This window comes from Sulfuricurvum sp. (assembly GCF_028712165.1).
Lineage (GTDB): Bacteria > Campylobacterota > Campylobacteria > Campylobacterales > Sulfurimonadaceae > Sulfuricurvum.
Map to the genome: position 1 here is coordinate 1 of NZ_JAQTQR010000006.1, position 18443 is coordinate 18443.

Annotated in this window: 19 protein-coding genes and 1 rRNA gene; 17 read left to right on the forward strand and 3 right to left on the reverse strand. The window is 43.2% G+C overall.

What is annotated here, in order from left to right; translation table 11 throughout:
* A 5S ribosomal RNA gene (rrf, locus tag PHP90_RS01620) occupies positions 1-99 on the forward strand; the annotation flags it as partial.
* Between the two features lie 148 nt (positions 100-247).
* The gene (locus PHP90_RS01625) at positions 248-490 is read left to right on the forward strand and encodes a helix-hairpin-helix domain-containing protein (RefSeq protein ID WP_299924243.1); all 243 of its coding nucleotides are present in this window, start codon (positions 248-250) and stop codon (positions 488-490) included.
* On the opposite strand, the gene PHP90_RS01630 is transcribed toward PHP90_RS01625, so the two are convergent.
* Genes PHP90_RS01630 through bioD form a run of 3 tightly spaced genes read right to left on the reverse strand, consistent with a single transcriptional unit; the run spans position 487 to position 2959 of the window.
* A complete protein-coding gene (locus PHP90_RS01630; protein ID WP_299924246.1) occupies positions 487-1422 on the reverse strand; it encodes an aminodeoxychorismate synthase component I in 936 nt (311 codons plus the stop codon). The genes PHP90_RS01625 and PHP90_RS01630 overlap by 4 nt on opposite strands.
* A complete protein-coding gene (locus tag PHP90_RS01635) occupies positions 1422-2291 on the reverse strand; it encodes an aspartate carbamoyltransferase catalytic subunit (RefSeq protein WP_299924249.1) in 870 nt (289 codons plus the stop codon). Before PHP90_RS01635 ends, PHP90_RS01630 begins: the two co-directional genes overlap by 1 nt.
* Positions 2288-2959: a dethiobiotin synthase gene (bioD, locus tag PHP90_RS01640; protein ID WP_299924252.1), complete on the reverse strand. Its 672-nt coding sequence runs from the start codon at positions 2957-2959 to the stop codon at positions 2288-2290. The genes PHP90_RS01635 and bioD overlap by 4 nt, the downstream gene beginning before the upstream one ends.
* Before the next feature lie 47 nt (positions 2960-3006).
* Here bioD and PHP90_RS01645 point away from each other — a divergent pair, with 47 nt between their 5' ends.
* The 15 genes from PHP90_RS01645 (at position 3007) to hisC (ending at position 18431) form a co-directional block, all read left to right on the forward strand.
* The gene (locus PHP90_RS01645; protein ID WP_299924255.1) at positions 3007-4248 is read left to right on the forward strand and encodes an aminotransferase class I/II-fold pyridoxal phosphate-dependent enzyme; all 1242 of its coding nucleotides are present in this window, start codon (positions 3007-3009) and stop codon (positions 4246-4248) included.
* A 21-nt stretch (positions 4249-4269) separates the two neighbouring features.
* Positions 4270-4569 carry an ATP-dependent Clp protease adaptor ClpS gene (locus tag PHP90_RS01650; RefSeq protein ID WP_299924258.1) on the forward strand — a complete coding sequence of 100 codons (300 nt, stop codon included), beginning with the start codon at positions 4270-4272 and terminating at the stop codon, positions 4567-4569.
* Between the two features lie 2 nt (positions 4570-4571).
* Positions 4572-6752 (forward strand): ATP-dependent Clp protease ATP-binding subunit ClpA, encoded by a 2181-nt coding sequence (gene clpA, locus PHP90_RS01655; protein WP_299924261.1) that lies wholly within the window; start codon positions 4572-4574, stop codon positions 6750-6752.
* On the forward strand, positions 6749-7426 hold the full coding sequence (gene aat / locus PHP90_RS01660; protein WP_299924264.1) for a leucyl/phenylalanyl-tRNA--protein transferase: 678 nt from the start codon (positions 6749-6751) through the stop codon (positions 7424-7426). The genes clpA and aat overlap by 4 nt, the downstream gene beginning before the upstream one ends.
* 49 nt (positions 7427-7475) lie before the next feature.
* Positions 7476-7922 carry a DUF3015 family protein gene (locus PHP90_RS01665; protein WP_299924267.1) on the forward strand — a complete coding sequence of 149 codons (447 nt, stop codon included), beginning with the start codon at positions 7476-7478 and terminating at the stop codon, positions 7920-7922.
* A 57-nt stretch (positions 7923-7979) separates the two neighbouring features.
* Positions 7980-9776: a DUF4105 domain-containing protein gene (locus PHP90_RS01670; RefSeq protein ID WP_299924270.1), complete on the forward strand. Its 1797-nt coding sequence runs from the start codon at positions 7980-7982 to the stop codon at positions 9774-9776.
* Positions 9777-9820: 44 nt separating this feature from the next.
* Positions 9821-10798 carry a transaldolase gene (locus PHP90_RS01675; RefSeq protein WP_299924272.1) on the forward strand — a complete coding sequence of 326 codons (978 nt, stop codon included), beginning with the start codon at positions 9821-9823 and terminating at the stop codon, positions 10796-10798.
* Positions 10799-10801: 3 nt separating this feature from the next.
* Positions 10802-12007 carry a PilT/PilU family type 4a pilus ATPase gene (locus PHP90_RS01680; protein WP_299924275.1) on the forward strand — a complete coding sequence of 402 codons (1206 nt, stop codon included), beginning with the start codon at positions 10802-10804 and terminating at the stop codon, positions 12005-12007.
* A gap of 69 nt (positions 12008-12076) precedes the next feature.
* Complete coding sequence (locus tag PHP90_RS01685) at positions 12077-12613, forward strand: 50S ribosomal protein L25/general stress protein Ctc (RefSeq protein ID WP_299924278.1); 537 nt, start codon at positions 12077-12079, stop codon at positions 12611-12613.
* A 2-nt stretch (positions 12614-12615) separates the two neighbouring features.
* Positions 12616-13164, forward strand: coding sequence for an aminoacyl-tRNA hydrolase (pth, locus tag PHP90_RS01690; RefSeq protein WP_299924281.1), 549 nt, complete (start codon positions 12616-12618; stop codon positions 13162-13164).
* A gap of 1 nt (position 13165) precedes the next feature.
* Positions 13166-14254 (forward strand): LptF/LptG family permease, encoded by a 1089-nt coding sequence (locus PHP90_RS01695; protein WP_299924284.1) that lies wholly within the window; start codon positions 13166-13168, stop codon positions 14252-14254.
* 16 nt (positions 14255-14270) lie between these two features.
* Positions 14271-15473, forward strand: a complete 1203-nt coding sequence (gene lysA / locus PHP90_RS01700; protein WP_299924287.1) for a diaminopimelate decarboxylase — start codon at positions 14271-14273, stop codon at positions 15471-15473.
* Positions 15474-15481: 8 nt separating this feature from the next.
* A complete protein-coding gene (locus PHP90_RS01705; protein WP_299924290.1) occupies positions 15482-16261 on the forward strand; it encodes an HAD-IIA family hydrolase in 780 nt (259 codons plus the stop codon).
* A complete protein-coding gene (pheA, locus tag PHP90_RS01710) occupies positions 16258-17340 on the forward strand; it encodes a prephenate dehydratase (RefSeq protein ID WP_299924293.1) in 1083 nt (360 codons plus the stop codon). The genes PHP90_RS01705 and pheA overlap by 4 nt, the downstream gene beginning before the upstream one ends.
* Positions 17337-18431 carry a histidinol-phosphate transaminase gene (hisC, locus tag PHP90_RS01715; protein ID WP_299924296.1) on the forward strand — a complete coding sequence of 365 codons (1095 nt, stop codon included), beginning with the start codon at positions 17337-17339 and terminating at the stop codon, positions 18429-18431. The genes pheA and hisC overlap by 4 nt, the downstream gene beginning before the upstream one ends.
* Positions 18432-18443 lie beyond the last annotated feature (12 nt).

Consider the following 18443-nt stretch of genomic DNA (forward strand, 5'->3'; position numbering starts at 1 on the left):
GGGGGAAACGCCCGGTCCCATTCCGAACCCGGAAGCTAAGACCCTCATCGCTCATAATACTGCATCTTTCAGGTGTGGGAACGTAGGTCGCCGCCTGGCCTCAGATTTCTTCTTAACTAACCCCCCTCTTCTTTTAATTCATTAATCGAAAATTTAATCTAATAAACCTATAACCATTTGTTAATCATACTTTGCATTTTTATGCTATTCAAGCTATAATCTAATATTTTATTTATAAAGGTTAGATATGGTTAAAATAATCACCCTTCTTTTTTTCATTGTTTCTCTCGCATTTGGAACTATCAATATTAATCGTGCTAATGCTGCACAGTTGCAAACGCTTAATGGAATAGGTCCATCTAAAGCTCAGGAAATCATTAAATATCGAAAAACACATGGTGGCTTTAAAAGTATCGATGAACTCGTTAATGTTAATGGAATCGGTCCAAAAACACTTCAAAAATTAAAGCCGCAAGTGAGTGTTCGTTAAGGGATATAGATCTTATCGATCATTTCCGTGTATTCACTTATCACGTTGCTTTCGGAGGTTATACCTCCACCGCTTTTATAGATAAGGCTACCGTTAATCTTTTCTATGAAACGAATTGCAACTGCGCTGTAGAGATTCTTTCCATCGTAGTATCCGAATACTCCTGTAAAATATCCGCGATCATATTCTTCAACCTCTTTTATAATCTCTACAGTCTTACGTTTGGGTGTTCCGCTTATACTACCTGCCGGTAATAGTTTACGAAGCAGTTCTCCTGCATTTTCTGTCCAGTTTATATCCAATGTGCCGCAGACATGGGAACTTACTTGATGCAATTTTTTATTTCCGGTGTCAATAGTGGTTATAAAGCGAAATTTTTCAACTTTTATATCCTTGGCTACAATTCCTAAATCATTACGAAGTAGATCTACAATCATTGTATGTTCTGCAAGCTCTTTCGGATCATTTAATATGGTATTGATTGAATCAGGTACAGATGCGTCTATTGTCCCTTTCATTGGATAGGTATGGATGATATTGTCAACAATGGTAATAAAAGGTTCAGGTGAGAAACAGACAAATGTATCTTTTACGCGCATTTTATATGGCGCATGTGCCATCGTATAGATTTCATTAAGTGTATAGTCCGTTTTAATTACGGAGGGTTGTGTAAGATTTAGGAGATAGGTATTTCCGCTCCGAATATGACTTTGTACGGTTTCAAATTTTTGGGAGTAGTGCTCAAAGGCTACAGGAATATAAAGTGGTTTATGCGGTGAATTTGTACTGTCGCTTTCATTGTTGAAAGAAAACTCAATATCTTCTTTCTCAAGCTCTTCCAGTGTAAAACACTGGAGATTCTCTCCCGTGAAATTTGTGAAAAAAAAGCACTTCACTCCTGATGATACGAGCTCAGTGAAACGTTGATACATCAGGCTATAAGTGCTTTGAGAACTGCCATCCGGATGGCAACGCCGTTGCGTACTTGTTCCAATACTTTGCAGCGAGGGTCTTTGAGCATCATATCATCGATATCGATATTGCGATGTACCGGTCCCGGATGAAGGAGAATCAAATCACGATCTCCGACAAGTTCCTGTGTGATACAAAAATCGCTGGCGTAATCTTTGAGTGAACCGTAGGTTTGATGTGAATGGCGTTCGGTTTGGGTACGAAGGCTCATGATAGCATCGACGTTATCAATGACATCACGGAGATTATGAGTCGTTTTGAGATTACTGTCCGGGAGAAAATGCGGAGGGGCTACAAGAGTGATCTCCATTCCAAAACGGGTCAATAATTCGATATTGCTGTTGGCTACACGAGAATTTTTGATATCCCCTACGATAGCGATTTTTTTGCCTTTAACATCCCCAAAATGGCGGCGGAGGGTAAAGAGATCGAGTAAGGCCTGCGTCGGATGGGCATGAGCTCCGTCGCCGGCATTGATGATTGAAGCATGGGTATTTTGCGCAAGGATATTGGGAACTCCCGCATGGGCATGGCGGACGATCATCGCGTGAGGTCCCATTGCATCGAGATTAGCCGCCGTATCGACTAGACTTTCCCCTTTTTGGGTAGAACTTTTTTGCACATCAAGATGAACCACTTCGGCGCCTAAGCGTTTTGCTGCAATTTCAAAAGAGCTTTTGGTTCGGGTTGAGTTTTCAAAAAAGAGGGTAATGATGATTTTTTCTTTGAGGATTGGGTCAAACTGTCCCGCTAGATAGTGTTCCGCATCTCGTAAAACCTGAAGAATTTGGTCCGTCGTAAAATCATCCGTTCGAATCAGGTGTTTCATGCTATCTCCTCATTTTGTAGTGAAATTGTATCCAAAAGTACTTTGGCTATGGTATCAATATCTTTCTCGATTAGGAAGAGCGGATTAAAGCGATGACTAAAATAAGGGAGGGATACGGTTTCAAAACTTGTATCCTCAGATCGGCAATTCAGTCCCCATACATAAGGCAATGCAGCACTGTCAAGTGCATTGATGCTTAAGAGTGTGTCATTAATGCATCCGAGATTGCAGTGGGTGACTAATAATGTTACGGCATTAAAGTGTCTGGGCAGATCGATCATCATTTTTTCAGAATCGATCGGAACCATTAGCCCGCCGGCCCCTTCAATGATGACGATATCACACAGAGTTTCGATTTTTGCTAATGCGGTATCAAAGAGGCTGAAATCTATATTTTTCCCATCATTGGCCACAAAAGGTGCCGCAGGGAGGGGAAGTTGAAGGGTGACGATATCATTTAACGTTAATGAGGTGAGTGCCGGATTATAGGATAATGCGGTTTTGAAAAGCGTATTGCCATCCGATGGCAGGGTTGTGACTCCGGTTTCAACCGGTTTGTAGACACCTACCCGCAGTCCCATACGGCTGAATGCTCTGATAAGAAGTTGAGAGGAATAAGTTTTGCCGATATTGGTGTTAGTTGCGGTTACGAAAATTCGTTTAGACAAGGAGAGAGCCTTTTTGGTTATAATTGTCCAATTTTAATACAGGTTAGATGATGAATCGCTTTGAAGAGTTTACAACACGTATAGTCCAGCAAGTCGGGAAAAAAGAGGGACCGGTCAGCCCGGTCATGGTGAATTCGGCTTCTTTCGGATATGGCAGCAGCGAAACGGGCGAAGGGATATTTGACGGATCTGTGAAAAAACCGTTATATGCTCGTGTCGGCAATCCTACATCGGCGCAGCTGGAACAGATTTTAGCTTCAATGGACGGCGGAATCGGTGCGGTCGCGGCTTCTTCTGGTATGGGTGCGACAGCTATGGCTACCTTGAGCCTTTTGAGAGCGGGTGATGAAATTATCAGTATCGGCGGACTTTTCGGAGGTACCTATTCGTATTTTACAGAGACGCTGGTGCGCTTTGGGATTACGACGCACTTTTTTGATGTGGATGCATTAGATGCTATCGAAGAAGCAATCAATACGGCTACCAAAATTATTTTTTTGGAGAGTGTCGGCAATCCGAATATGCGCCTTCCTGATATTGCAAAAATTGCCGAGATTGCCAATCGTTACGGAGTAGTCTTGATGGTGGATAATACGATTACTCCGCTGAGTGTAGTGCCGATAGCATTGGGTGCCGATATCGTTGTCTATTCAACGACTAAAATTATCACGGGAAATGCTTCGGCTCTTGGCGGTGCCGTGATTTTCCGCGCGATCGCTGAGGGTGAGGATAAGTTTAAAGGTGAGCGTTATCGTGATGTACATCCGTTCATCAAAAAGATGGGCTCTATGGCATTGGTTGCGAATGCCAAAAAACGGGCATTGCGTGATTTTGGGATGTCGGCAAACGGATTTGGAAGCTACCTGACGATGTTAGGATTGGAGACGTTGCCGTTACGTATGGATCGGATCGTTACAACGGTGGAAACAGTGGCTAAAGCTCTAAATGAGAAGGGATTGAGCGTTAATCATCCGTGTTTGCCGCACCATCCTCACCATGAGCGCTATTTGAGTCAATTTGCAAATGGGTGCGGAACCATTCTCACGATCGATATGGGGAGTAAAGAGAGAGCTTTTGAGTTCTTAAACCGTTCCAAATTGATAACGATTACGGCTAATATCGGCGATAGCCGTACTCTCGGATTGCACATGGCTTCGACCATTTATCGCGATTTTGATGAAGCGACACGTGAGTTTTTAGGGATCACACCGGGGCTTGTTCGTGTCTCGATTGGCTTGGAAAGTGCTGAAGCGATTATTGCTGACTTTGTAAACGCGGCAAACCTTTAAAAAGATAAGGTATAGTTGCGTATGGCTACAAAACACGAACACTCAACACAGTTAGATCTTTTGGTGGAACATCCAAAGCAGTACAATGTTTTTTTGCTCAATGACGATTACACGTCAATGGATTTTGTCGTTGAAATTTTGATGAAATTGTTTCGGAAAAATTTTCAGGATGCTCACGCTATCATGATTGAAGTACATCAAAAAGGGCGTGGCTTATGCGGAGTATATCCGTTTGAAGTAGCCGAAACAAAGGTACATCAAGTGGGTACACTGGCTAGAGAAAACGGATTTCCCCTTAAAGCGGTAATGGAGGAAGCATAATCATGGTAAGTACAGAACTGAATGCAATTTTTCAAAAAGCGATCGCGTTTGCACGACATCAGCGTCATGAATATCTAACCATTGAACACGTTATGTTGGCATTGCTCAACTCACCTGACGGTGAGGCCATCATCAAGTCTTGCGGTGCGGACGTGGAGCTTATCCGCGAAGCACTGGGTGCGTATTTGATGCAGACAATGGAGCCGTTACCGGACGATGCGGAACAAGATCCTTTTGAGACGGTCGCATTGGCTCGGATGATTGACGGAATGATGCACCATGTACGAAGTGCCCAAAAAGAGTATGCGGATGTAGGCGATCTTATCGCAGCAGTGTATGAAGAACATCATACGTATGCGTGTATGCTGCTCGAAGAGTATGGAATCAGTCGTGTCGATGTACTCGAAGCAATTTCACATCGGGATATGGATACTGCGCAGGATGAGTCCCAAAATGAAGGGGCATTGCAAAAATACTCGATCAACCTGATTGCCCAGGCACGTAAAGGGAAGATTGATCCCGTTATCGGACGGGTTAATGAAATTGAACGTACGATTCAAACTCTCTGCCGTCGAAAGAAAAACAATCCGCTCTTAATTGGTGAACCGGGAGTGGGTAAAACAGCGATTGCTGAAGGGTTGGCATTACGGATTCTCTCAGGAGATGTTCCTAAAATTTTGGAAAATGCCGAAGTTTTTGCTCTGGATTTAGGGGCGATGCTTGCGGGAACCAAATACCGCGGAGATTTTGAAAAACGGCTCAAAGCCGTGATGGATGAGGCAGCCGAACATCCGAATGCTATTTTATTTATCGATGAAATTCACACGATTGTAGGCGCTGGAGCTGTCGGCGGCGGAAGTATGGATGCGTCTAATCAGCTCAAACCCGCTCTTGCTTCCGGTATTTTGAAATGTATGGGGGCAACGACTCATGCGGAATACCGAAGCGTTTTTGAAAAAGATCGTGCCCTTAGCCGCCGTTTTGCCCGTATTGAAGTGGGCGAACCTTCGGATGAAGAGAGTTTTTTGATTCTCAAAGGGCTCCGAGAACGGTATGAAAAACACCATGGAGTGAAATACACCGATAAAGCGCTTCGCTCTGCGGTTGAACTCTCCAAAAAATACATTACCGATCGCTTTTTACCGGATGTCGCGATTGATTTGATCGATGAAGCCGGAGCATCGTTTCATCTCAAAACCCATAAACGCACGACGATCACTCCCCACGATATCGAAGCGATTATTTCGAAAATGACGGGAGTACCCACTTCGAAAATGGGGACAGACGTACGCGAAAAACTCTCTTCGCTGGAATCGGATTTGAAAGCACTTGTTATCGGACAGGATCATGCCGTTAGCCAAGTGGTCAAGTCGATCAAACGTTCGTATGCCGGTTTGAGTGCAGAACATAAGCCGATTGCATCTTTTCTCTTTTCCGGCCCTACGGGCGTTGGAAAAACAGAATTGGCGAAATCATTGGCTCAGACTTTGGGAATTTATTTCGAGCGGTTCGATATGTCCGAATATATGGAAAAACACGCTATTAGCCGTCTCATCGGGTCACCTCCGGGATATGTGGGATTTGAGCAGGGAGGATTGCTGGTCGAAACGGTTCGAAAACACCCTTATATGGTGTTATTGCTCGATGAGATCGAAAAAGCGCATCCCGATTTGATCAATGTTCTTTTACAGGTAATGGACAGTGCGACACTCACCGATAATACAGGATTTAAAGCGAATTTTTCGAATGTCGTATTGGTTATGACCTCAAATATCGGGGCAACAGAGCGGAACGTTATGGGATTCAATGCAGACAGTTCTATTTCACGTCATGAAGCGCTAAAATCATTTTTTACTCCGGAATTCCGTAATCGGCTGGATGGGGTTGTTGAGTTTGCGGCATTGCCTATGAATGTTGTCGAGGGGATCGTTGATAAATTCATTAGAGAACTCAATATACAGCTCAAACCAAAAAAAGTCAGCGTGGCTCTCAGCGACAAAGCAAAAGTGTATATTGCAAAAATCGGATATGACAAAGCGATGGGGGCACGTCCGCTTGGGCGCGTTATTTCTGAAAAAATCAAAGATTCATTGGTAGATGAAATGCTCTTTGGCCGTTTGGCACAAGGGGGGAAAGTTTTCGTCGATTATACGGATCAACTTGTTTTTGATTATGCTGAATGATTCCAAAACTCACCTATCACCTCTCTTTTCCTAATCCTGCAGATGCATCCAAAGAGGGAGTCGTAGCCTACGGCGGCGATCTCTCCCCTTCACGTTTAATGATGGCGTATCGTTTGGGTATATTTCCCTGGTATAGCAAGGGAGATCCTATCCTCTGGTGGTCACCGGATCCTAGACTCATATTGGAGTTGGATGATTTTAAATTGAGCCGCTCTTTACGGAAAAAACGTGCTCATTTTGAAGTTCGTTTTGACACGGCTTTCTCTCAGGTTATTCGTGAATGCAGTATGGCACCTCGCCGTGGTCAAAAAGGAAGCTGGATTGTACCGGATATGATAGAAGCCTATGAAACACTTCACGCACTTGGGCATGCACACAGTGTCGAAGCGTATCAAAACGGTATGTTAGTCGGTGGACTGTACGGTGTGAGTGTCGGAGGGGTATTTTGCGGCGAATCGATGTTTGCCAAAGTGTCCGATGCTTCCAAAGTAGCTTTTGCAGTGCTTGTTGAACATTTACGCAAATGGGGATACTCTTTTATCGATTGCCAGGTTCCGACGAATCATCTCAAAAGTTTGGGTGCAAAAGAAGTTTCAAGAGAGCATTTTTTGGAGCGTCTTAAAACAGCGGTAGAGCAAATCGATGCCAATTGTTGGAATGTGAGAGATGTTTAAGGTTTTTTTACTTATACTCTCTGTTAATTCTTATGAAAAAGGGGTCTATATGAAAAAAGTTTTAATCAGTATCGCAGCAGTCGCTGCACTTAGTACGGCAGGTTTTGCAACAGTTAACAGCCAAACAGGGTGTGGTCTTGGGTCACAAATTATTCACGATGACAGTTCAGCCGTTATGTTGGCACTTCAGGCAACAACCAATGGAACACTCGGGAACCAAACGTTTGGTGTTACATCAGGAACTTCTGGATGTAAAAAATCAAAATTGGTATTGAATGAGCGTGCAGCAGAGTTCGTTGCTTCCAATATGGATCAACTTTCTCGTGAGATCGCTATCGGACACGGTGAAAGTGTTTCAACATTGGCAGAACTTTTGAACGTTCAAGACAAAGCGGCATTCGCATCGGCTCTTCAAGCAAATTACAACGCTATCTATAGCAGTGATAAAGCGGACATGGCTACCGTGTTGGATAACGTTTCAACAATCGCCGGATAATAGCTATTTTTAAATGTGTATTCCCGCTTTTGCGGGAATGACGAATCTGAGGTTTTTTTGCCCTTTCTTCTTTTCTTATGTGCATTGACTTTATCGCTCTTCGCGAGTACGACCGATGAATTGATTGCACAAGCTCACACGAAACATCTTTCTGATACACGTTACTGGCATCTTTTGATGCACACTCCGCACAATGAAAGTGAAATTGATGATGAGGCTTTTTTTTTAGCTCCAAACGGTAAAAGCGATATTTCAAGTGAATTGGATGAGACAATTACCCATTTTGCTAATGATTTGAATCAAAGTGACGGAAGTGTTTTTTGCCGTTTTCCTGCTCGACGGGCATGGTTGGAAAATGAGCTGAATACATCATTCGGAGAGGGTGACTGCAGAGAATATAATATACTTGTCGCGAAGATGGATCCCCAAAAAGTGACGCTTGTTTTTCCGAGTGCCCATATAAACTCTCCTGCATCGATGTTCGGGCATACCTTTTTACGGATCGATTCGTCGATGGACTCTAAACTCATGTCATATGCGATCAATTATGCGGCGTTTACGGAAGATACAAATGGATTATTATTTGCCTATAAAGGTCTTTTTGGGGGATACCATGGATTTTATTCGATGCTCCCTTACTATGAAAAACTCAAAGAATATCGTGACAGCGAATCTCGAGATGTATGGGAATACGATTTAAATCTCACACATGATGAAGTAATGGCAATGGTACGTCATATCTGGGAATTACAGCATATCAATTCCTGGTACTATTTTTTCGATGAAAACTGCTCGTACCATATGCTGTGGTTGACTGAAATTGCCCGTCCAAGTGTCCATCTTCGGGATCATTTTTTTTATTATGTCATTCCGCCTGAAACGGTTCGTGCATTTGAAGATGAGGCTTTGGTCGAGGAAAAACATTTCCGACCTTCAAAACGGACAAAACTCTTGGCGTATGAGCGTCAGCTAACTCCTCGGGGAATCGATGCGGTTCGATCCCTTACAATCGGTACAATACGTGGAAATGATCTAAAAGGGATCGAGCTGAGTGACCAGGAACGTCGTTTTGTTCTCGAAGCTTCTGCTGAACTCGTGGAGTACGACTACATCGAAGGGAAGATCTCCAAGGATGAATATGCCGCACGTTATCATGAACTTCTTGTAGCGCGTGCGGCATTGGGAGAGGGTAAAGAACTTCCGATACCGAGTAAATCCAATCCCGACACGGCGCATCACTCCGCTCGTATAGAGGTGGCACAGGGGTGGTTTGAACATCGTTCTCCATTGCTTATCGGATGGCGTCCGGCTTTTCATGATCTCACTGAAGATGATACGGGACACCTTTCCGGAGCACAGATTGAATTTTTAGATACGTTGATCGGAATCGATAAAGAGAAAGTGAATTTGGAGAAATTCACGATTCTCTCGTTGGCTTCTATTGCACCTGTCAGCCATTTTTTTAAGCCGCTTTCATGGCGAATGAAAAGTGGATGGGATCGCGACTATGGAGACGATCGACTTAGTTTCGTCACTCGTGTCGGGGCAGGAGCTGCAATCGGAGACGAACGGATGTTCGGATACCTCTTAAGCGAACCGGAAATAAGACTCGGCTTTAATGCAGATGCAGGACTCGGATTTAGTGCCGGTGCAGGGATGAATTGGGGATATCGGATGAAAAGCAGTATTGAAGCGGGTCATATTTTGTATCTTGACGGAGCTGATCGAAGCCGTATGATACTTTCTCATGTATGGCAGTGGAACACGATGGGAGCACTCTCTTTTAACTATGAGGTATTCAACCAATATCATCGTGAAGATCGATATAAAGTCGGTGTTAACATCTATTTTTAATTATTTTTCGGCATAATAGTTTACCTTTTTGTCACGGAGTTATAATGTATCTAGCGGAAGCTCGTTTTGCCCTTTGGGCTGACTTTATCGAACGGACCTTTTTAGATGAAGGCTTTAAAGAGTTAATCGCCAAAGGGATCATTAACGGAGCCACATCGAACCCTGCAATATTTAAAAATGCGATTCTCACATCTGCCGCGTATAAAGAGCAGCTTTCAACACTGGGTTCTCTTTCCCCAAAAGAAAAATATGAAGCATTGGCTATTTACGATATTCAAAAAGCCGCCGATATATTGCGACCGTTATACGATGCCGGAGATGACGGATACGTCAGTATCGAAGTCGACCCGTTTTTGTGCGATGATACAAAAGCAACGGTTGCAGAGGGAGAACGGCTTCATCATAGTATCAATCGTCCGAATGTGATGATCAAAGTACCGGCTACTGAAGCCGGATATTTGGCTATGGAAGCCCTGGCATCGCAAGGTATCGCTGTCAATGCAACGTTGATTTTTTCCGTTGATCAGGCAGTGAAATGCGCAGCCGCATTTGAGAGAGCATCTCACAAAGCAAGTGTTGATACGGTCATCAGCGTATTTGTCAGTCGTATTGATCGTGCCATTGATGAAACGCTTCGAGCTGCCGGAGTTCGTACCGGATTAATGGGGATACTCAATGCAGCGGAGATTTATAACCGTGTAGAAGCTATGAAAGTTCCAAAATGCCGTGTACTGTTTGCCAGTACCGGAGTAAAAGGGGATGAATTTAGAGCTTCTTATTATATCGATGAGCTTTTAGCTCCGAATAGTGTGAATACTGCTCCCATCGCTACCATTGACGCATATGTTCAAGGGGGAGACAGAACGGTGAAACTCCCTCTCTCAGCTGAGATAATTCGGGAACATCAAAGCCGTGTTGCCGGTGCGGGTGTTGTGATGGAAGCGATTATTGAACAGCAGATTGTCGAAGGGCTTGAAGCGTTTAAAATTGCATTTACTGAAATCTTGAGTGAATTGGAGTAAAAAATGAATGAAAATATTCGACAAAGTGTCCATCAACCCGATTTAGGGGAGTTGAATTTTGAGGTTTTGAAAAAAATCCGGGGTTATCTGCGTCGGATGGTCGATGCAGGCGGAAGTGACTTGCACATTAAAGCCAACGCCGTGGTACGAGCTCGTATTAACGGAGAGATCATCCCCCTTTCGGGAGAAATTTTTTCCAAAGACGATGCCCTCATTTTTGCCAAAGAGTTACTTCGTACCCGATTTCCGGAGTTAGTAGAGAAAAAAGAGCTTGACCTTGTTTATCCGTTTGATGAAAACACCCGTTTTCGTATCAATATCTTTTTTCAAATGGAGGGAATATCCGCCGTATTCCGTCTGATTCCGGTCAAAATTTTAACGGTAGATGAATTAGAATTACCAAATGTTGTTCATAGTTTCGCGGAAATGGAACGGGGATTGGTTTTGGTGACCGGTGTAACCGGAAGCGGAAAATCGACAACACTAGCGGCTCTCATCAATGAAATCAATTGGAAACGACGAAAGCACATCATCACGATTGAAGATCCGATTGAATTTGTCCATAAAGACCGCAAATGCATCGTCAATCAACGCAGTATCGGTCAAGATACCCATAGTTTTGGTTCTGCTCTGCGTGCGGCACTGCGCGAAGATCCGGATATTATCCTAGTCGGGGAAATGAGGGATATGGAGACAATTGAGATTGCACTTCATGCGGCGGATACCGGACATTTGGTTTTCTCTACTCTGCATACGCTTGATGCAAAAGAGACAGTTAACCGTATCATCTCCGTATTTCCGACAGGTGAACAAAACCGTATTCGTATGACCCTTGCCTCGGTCTTAAAAGGGGTTATTTCCCAGCGTCTGATACCTACTGTAACAGGGAAACGTACCGCTGCACTGGAAATTTTGATCCGAACGCCGCGGATTGAGCAGTTGATTGCTGAAAATCGTGATATTGAGATCCCCGATACGATTGCTGAGGGTAAAGAGCTCTATAAATCGCAAACGTTTGACCAGGGGATTTTGGATCTGTATTTATCCGGGAAAATTACACGAGAAGATGCCTTGGCATTTGCAACATCCGCATCCGATTTAAGACTCCGAATGGAAGGATTGAGTACCACGGTTTCTAAAGAAAAACTGGGGGTTGACGATGGTCCGAAAGAGTTTAAATCAGAAGATTTTATTGAGTTAAAAGTATAAGATAATTTAGGATATTTTAAACTATTTTTAAGTATAATCCGTCCCATTTTATTTTTGAAGGACATGATTATGTTAGAAGGCATTGTAAGAGAGAGTATTGGCAAAGCTGCTACAAAAGCGTATCGCCGTGATGGTTATCTTATTGCTAACATCTATGGAAAAGGGCTTGACAACGTTCACGCTGCGTTCAAAATGAACGACTTTATCCGTACTGTGCGCAACAAAGAGAGCGTAGCATTTGCTGTAAACGTTGGCGGAACAGAGATGAACCTTGTAGTTCAAGGGTATGAGTCTCATCCGGTATCGGGCAATTTGTTACACGTTGATTTGATGGTTGCACAACCGAATGTTGTCACTCACTACCATGTTCCGGTTAAAACAGTCGGTACTCCGATCGGTTTGAAAAACAAAGGGATGTTATTCATCGCGAAAAAACGTCTTCGTGTTAAAGCAACAATTGAAAACTTACCAGCTAGCGTTACAGTTGATGTTGCTGCACTTGATCTAGGTGATTCAGTATTGGTTCGTGATCTTCCACGTGTTGAGAACGTAACGTTTACTGATTCCGATCGCGTATCGGTTCTTAGTATCATTAAAGCGAAATAATTATGCTTATTGTCGGACTGGGCAATCCCGGCTCGGCATATGCATCGACCCGTCATAACATCGGTTTTATGGTTATTGACGAACTTTGTCGACGCCATAGTGTGCAAAATATTTCAAAGAGCTCCTTTGAAGGGGAGTTGTTTAAAATGGGATCGCACTTTCTTCTCAAACCTACTACCTATATGAATCTCTCCGGTCGTTCTATCCTAGCCGTTAAAAATTTTTATAAAATCGATGAGGTCATTGTTATCCATGATGATTTGGATCTTCCGTTCGGGGCGTTGCGCTTTAAAAACGGCGGCGGTCATGGAGGGCACAACGGATTAAAATCTGCCGATGCCGCTATCGGTGCCGATTATACCCGTGTCCGGATGGGGATTGGTAAGCCCGAGCATAAATCACAGGTTGCCGATTATGTTTTGCATCCGTTTAGTACAGAAGAACAGTCCAAACTTTCAAGTTGGATTGCCGCATCAGCCGATGCTGTTGAGATGCTGTTGAAACACAGTTGCAGCGATGTGGCCGCAAAATGTTCGAGTAAGGGTTTTTAAGATGCTTGCTTTTACGACGCTTTCGTCTCTTTATATACGCTATTTTTTGATTGTTTTGACCGCACTCAGCAGTTTTATGGTTGGATTTGATTTAATGGATAATGCAGCTGGCCTTCCGGCATCCGCGAATCTTGTTTTGATTTACATTATGTATAAATTTTTTTATGCGATAGACATGATGCTGCCGATTTCATTGGTATTTGCAATGATTGCTTCGTTGGTCGAATTGGTTCGTTCCAATGCATTGGCGGCCTACTATGCAATAGGGTATTCCAAAGCTCGAATTCTAGCCCCTTTTTTAAGTGTAGCGGGTGGGCTGATCGGAATTTATATTGCATTGCATACGACCAATTTCGCGCGGGCTAATGAATTTTCGGATAATCTTCGAGAAACATCCGAGTTTATCCGTCCGACAAGCAATCTTTTTTTTACCCATGAGGGAAATTATATCTATTTCGGCAATCTGTATCCTCTTAGTAAAAGGGCGGAAGATATCCGTATTTTCACGTTTAATCAGGGACATTTAAAAGAGGCGTTGAGTGCAACGGAAGCGGTGTATGACAACGGATATTGGAATATTAAAAAAGCCCATTTGATTCATCCTCCACAAACGGTTGATCTTAAAGCAATTGGAATTGAGAGTGAAGATCGTGAAAATTTGAAAGTGCTTCGTGATTTTAAACCTAAAATCTTGGATCAGGTTTATGAAGGGAAAGCGAATTTTACGATCGGCGACGGATTGGATGCACTGAGTCTTTTAAAAAATCAAAATGTTGATATTGCAAAGATTACAAGCGGAATGTATCGTATGTTTATCACCCCTTGGTTCGCACTGATTCTAATCGTGATTTGTTTTTCATATGCACCGGTAAGTGCCCGATTTTTAAATCTTTCCTTTTTCAGTTTTGGAGCTATTCTAATCACCTTGATTGTATGGGGATTGCTCTTTATGATGGGAGAGCTTTCTAATAACAAAACGCTCTCCCCTGAAATAGGGATAATCGTTCCGATTATACTCTTGAGCGGTGTGATGTTTTGGCGACTTGGAAATCCCCTAAGGAGAGTTAGGGTAAAATCGCGACAAAACTAATCAACGAGGATTAAGAGTGATCGATTTTAAAGCTCTGGCAGAAACCTACGGAACACCATTGTATGTGTACGATTTTGATGCGATGAAAACGCAGTTCGAATCTTTGAAAGAGGCGTTTCGCGGGCGTAAATCGATTTTGGCGTATGCAGTTAAAGCCAATTCCAATCTTAGTGTTGTCAAGCATTTTGCACAGTTAGGTTCCGGTGCGGATTGTGTCTCTATCGGAGAAGTCCGTCGTGCCTTGATGGCCGGAATTCCAAAATACCGTATACTTTTCAGCGGTGTCGGCAAACGGGATGATGAAATCCGTGAAGCGATTGAATCGGATATCCTTTACATCAACGTAGAGAGCGAAGCAGAACTCGGACGTGTCGAGATGATTGCACGTGAGTTGAATGCCAAAGCTCGTATCAGTATCCGTGTGAATCCGAATATCGATCCAAAAACCCATCCGTATATTTCAACCGGACTGCATGATAATAAATTCGGTGTAGAAATTGTTGCGGCGAAGCGGATGTACATTCAGGCTAAAAATTCCGATCATCTTGACCCTGTTGGTATCCATTTTCATATCGGAAGCCAGCTGACAGAATTGGAACCGATTTATGAAGCTGCCGTTATTGTTGCCGATTTGCTTCGATCTCTCCAAGCTATCGATATCGAGTTGAAATTTTTTGATATCGGTGGAGGGTTGGGTGTCCGTTACGATAACGAGACGACGATTGAACCGTACGATTATGCGCAAGCAATTCTTTCAGCACTCAAAGGGATTGATGTGACCATCATTTGCGAGCCTGGTCGATTTTTGACGGCAAATGCCGGATATTTCCTGACAAAAGTACTGTACGAAAAAAACAACGGTGAGAAGCGTTTTGTAATGGTTGACGGAGCAATGAACGATCTTATCCGACCGAGCCTGTATAAAGCATATCACCGCATTGAAGCACTGGATAAAACGGGTGAAGAGAGTGCGGCGGATGTCGTCGGTCCGGTATGTGAAAGCGGCGACTTTTTAGCCAAAAACTATCCGCTTCCACCTATGGAACACAATGATTTGCTTATTGTACACAGTGCCGGAGCCTATGGTTTCGGAATGGGGAGCAACTACAATACCCGAGGACGTTCTGCCGAGATCGCTGTTGAAGCGGGTAATGAACGGCTTATCCGACGTCGTGAAAATTTTGAGGATGTTATTGCGCTAGAGCGTGAGTACCTGTAGGAATTATGATGTATTTTATCGACGTACAAGGGACATTAATCGAAGATAACACCAAGCTTCCCACTCGCGGTGCGGTTGCTTTTATCGATTTCCTGAACACTCGTAAAATACCGTATATGGTTATTACCAACAGTACTAAAAGCCCGAGCAACGAATTTTTAGGGTATTTAAATTCGATAGGACTTAATATCCCGAGAGAACACTATCTAGATCCGTTGATGATGCTGGAAAGCCACATTGATAAGAGTAAAAAGATTGCTGCGTACGGCTCAGAACCTTTCTTGGGTGTATTGCATTCTATGGGATACCGTCTTGATTATACGACTCCGGATGTTGTACTCATCGCGATCAAAGAGAACTTTTTACCGGATGAATATGCTGCGATGATTGAATTTCTTCTTGGCGGAGCGGAACTCGTAGGGATGCATGAAACGACGTTGTATGTAAAAAATCATAAACGTTATCCTGGAGTCGGAGCAATTTTGAAAATGCTTGAGTTCGCAACATCAACTCCGTATATTGTTGTCGGTAAACCGAGTGTTTCATTTTTTAATGAGGCATTAGAGCGTTTAACGGCTCAAAAAGCGGGAGCTGGATTTCGTGATATTACGATCATCAGTGATGACGTCAAAGGGGATCTCATCGGAGCACAATCATTGGGGATGAAAGGGGTATTTGTACTCAGCGGAAAATACCGTTCGGCGGAGGAAATTATCCCATCTTTGGAACTTTCTCAGCGTCCGGCAGAGATTTATGCGGATATGCAAGAGATATTGGAGAGGCTATGAATACTTTAGAAGAGTGCAGAGCACGAATTGATGAGATAGATAACGAAGTCGTTTCACTGTTAAATCGCCGCATGGAAGTGGTTCGTCGTGTCGGTGAAATCAAACATGAGAGCAAGACGGCCGTTTACCGTCCGGAGCGTGAAAAAGCGATAATCGATCGTTTAACGCTGCTGAGTAAACAGTCCGGAGGGTTGCTGAATGCCCAAGCGATTGAAGCGGTTTTTCTGGAAATTTTTGCCGTTGCACGTAATCTTGAGCTTCCTGAACGTATTGCGTATCTCGGACCTGAGGGGAGTTTTACCCATCAGGCAGCGGAGTCCCGTTTTGGAGCAATGAGCGATTATCTTTCCCTCGGTTCGATTGAAGCGGTATTTAAAACACTCGAAGCAGGCCGTGCAAAATTCGGCGTTGTTCCAATCGAAAATTCACGAGACGGTGTTGTGGGTGAGACTCTGGATCTGCTCGGTAAAAGTACTATGAAAATCGTAGCGGAATTGTATATGCCGATCCATATGGCATTTGCGACAAAATCGGAAAAAATTCAGGATATCAAACGGATCTATTCGAAAGATAAAGGATTCGGTCAGTGTCGAGAGTTTTTGCAAGAACACGGGCTGAATATGGTTGAACATATTCCGGTGGAATCAACGGCAAAAGCGGCTATATTGGCTTCCAAAGATCCTCAGGCCGCGGCTATATGTTCACATATTGCGGCAAAGCTGTATAGTGTACCGACACTGTTTGAAAATATTGAAGATGCTCATAATAACGCAACACGCTTTTTTATTTTGAGTGATTTCAAAAACGCTATCAGCGATGATGATAAAACCTCAATTCTTGTGCGTTTGAAAGATGCGCAAAAAGCTGGGGCACTGGTTCATTTTCTGGAAGATTTCAATAATGCCGAAATCAATCTGAGTAAAATTGAGAGTCGTCCTTCACGAGATAATGACGGCTTCGGTTATTGGTTCTTCATCGACTTTTTCGGTCATATCGATGAGCCTCAAGTTCAAGAATTAATCCAAAAACATACAGAAGAAGTAACATGGTTAGGCAGCTATGTTAAGGGAGAGTTATGAAATTTAACAGTGCATTAGAAAATATTAAATCGTACGAGGCAGGTAAGCCAATCGAATTGGTGGTTCGTGAATACGGAATTACCAAAGAAGATATTGTTAAGTTGGCAAGTAATGAAAATCCGTTCGGATGTTCACCGAAAGTCAAAGATGCGGTACGTGCTATCATCGATAATATGGCGTTGTATCCGGATGATTCGATGGTAAAACTCAAAACGGCTTTATCCGATAAATACGCGATTAAAAGCAATGAGTTGATTATCGGGGCGGGCAGTGATCAGGTGATCGAATTTGCGATCCATGCCAAAGCACATACGGGCAGTAAAGTACTGATGAACAGCGTGACTTTCGCAATGTATGAGATTTATGCCAAACAAGTCGGGGCAGAAATTATTCGTACCGCATCACGCGAACATAAGATGGAAGAATTTTATGCTCTATACCAAGAACATAAGCCATCCATCATTTTCCTTTGTACTCCGAATAACCCTACGGGTAATGGACTTAAAGCGGAAGAGATGATTTCATTCATCGAAAAAGTGGACAATGATACTTTGGTGATTGTAGATGGTGCGTACATGGAGTATGCCCGTTTTAAAAATCCGGCATATGCAGTAGAACCACGAGATTTGATCGCACAATTTGATAATGTTCTCTTTTTGGGGACTTTTTCAAAAGCATACGGATTAGGGGGGATGCGTGTCGGTTATGGAATAGCTCAGGTACCTATTATTGAAGCCCTTTATAAAGTTCGACCGCCGTTTAATATAACGACTCTTTCGCTTGAAGCGGCATCGACTGCCCTTGAAGATGAAGCTTTTGTTCAAGCGTGTATTGCCGATAATTTCGAGCAAATGAAACGATATGAAGAATTTGCACGCAAGAAGGGGATCGATGTGATTGATAGTTATACCAATTTCGTCACTTTATCGCTTCCTGAAGAAAAAAATTCATCAAAAATTGCGCAAGAACTCTTAAAAAAGGGTATGATTGTACGTGATTTAAGCAGTTACGGATTGAATGCGATTCGCGTTACAATCGGAACATCGATTCAGAATGATCGATTTTTTGAACTCACCGATCCTTTATTATAAAAATAGGTAACA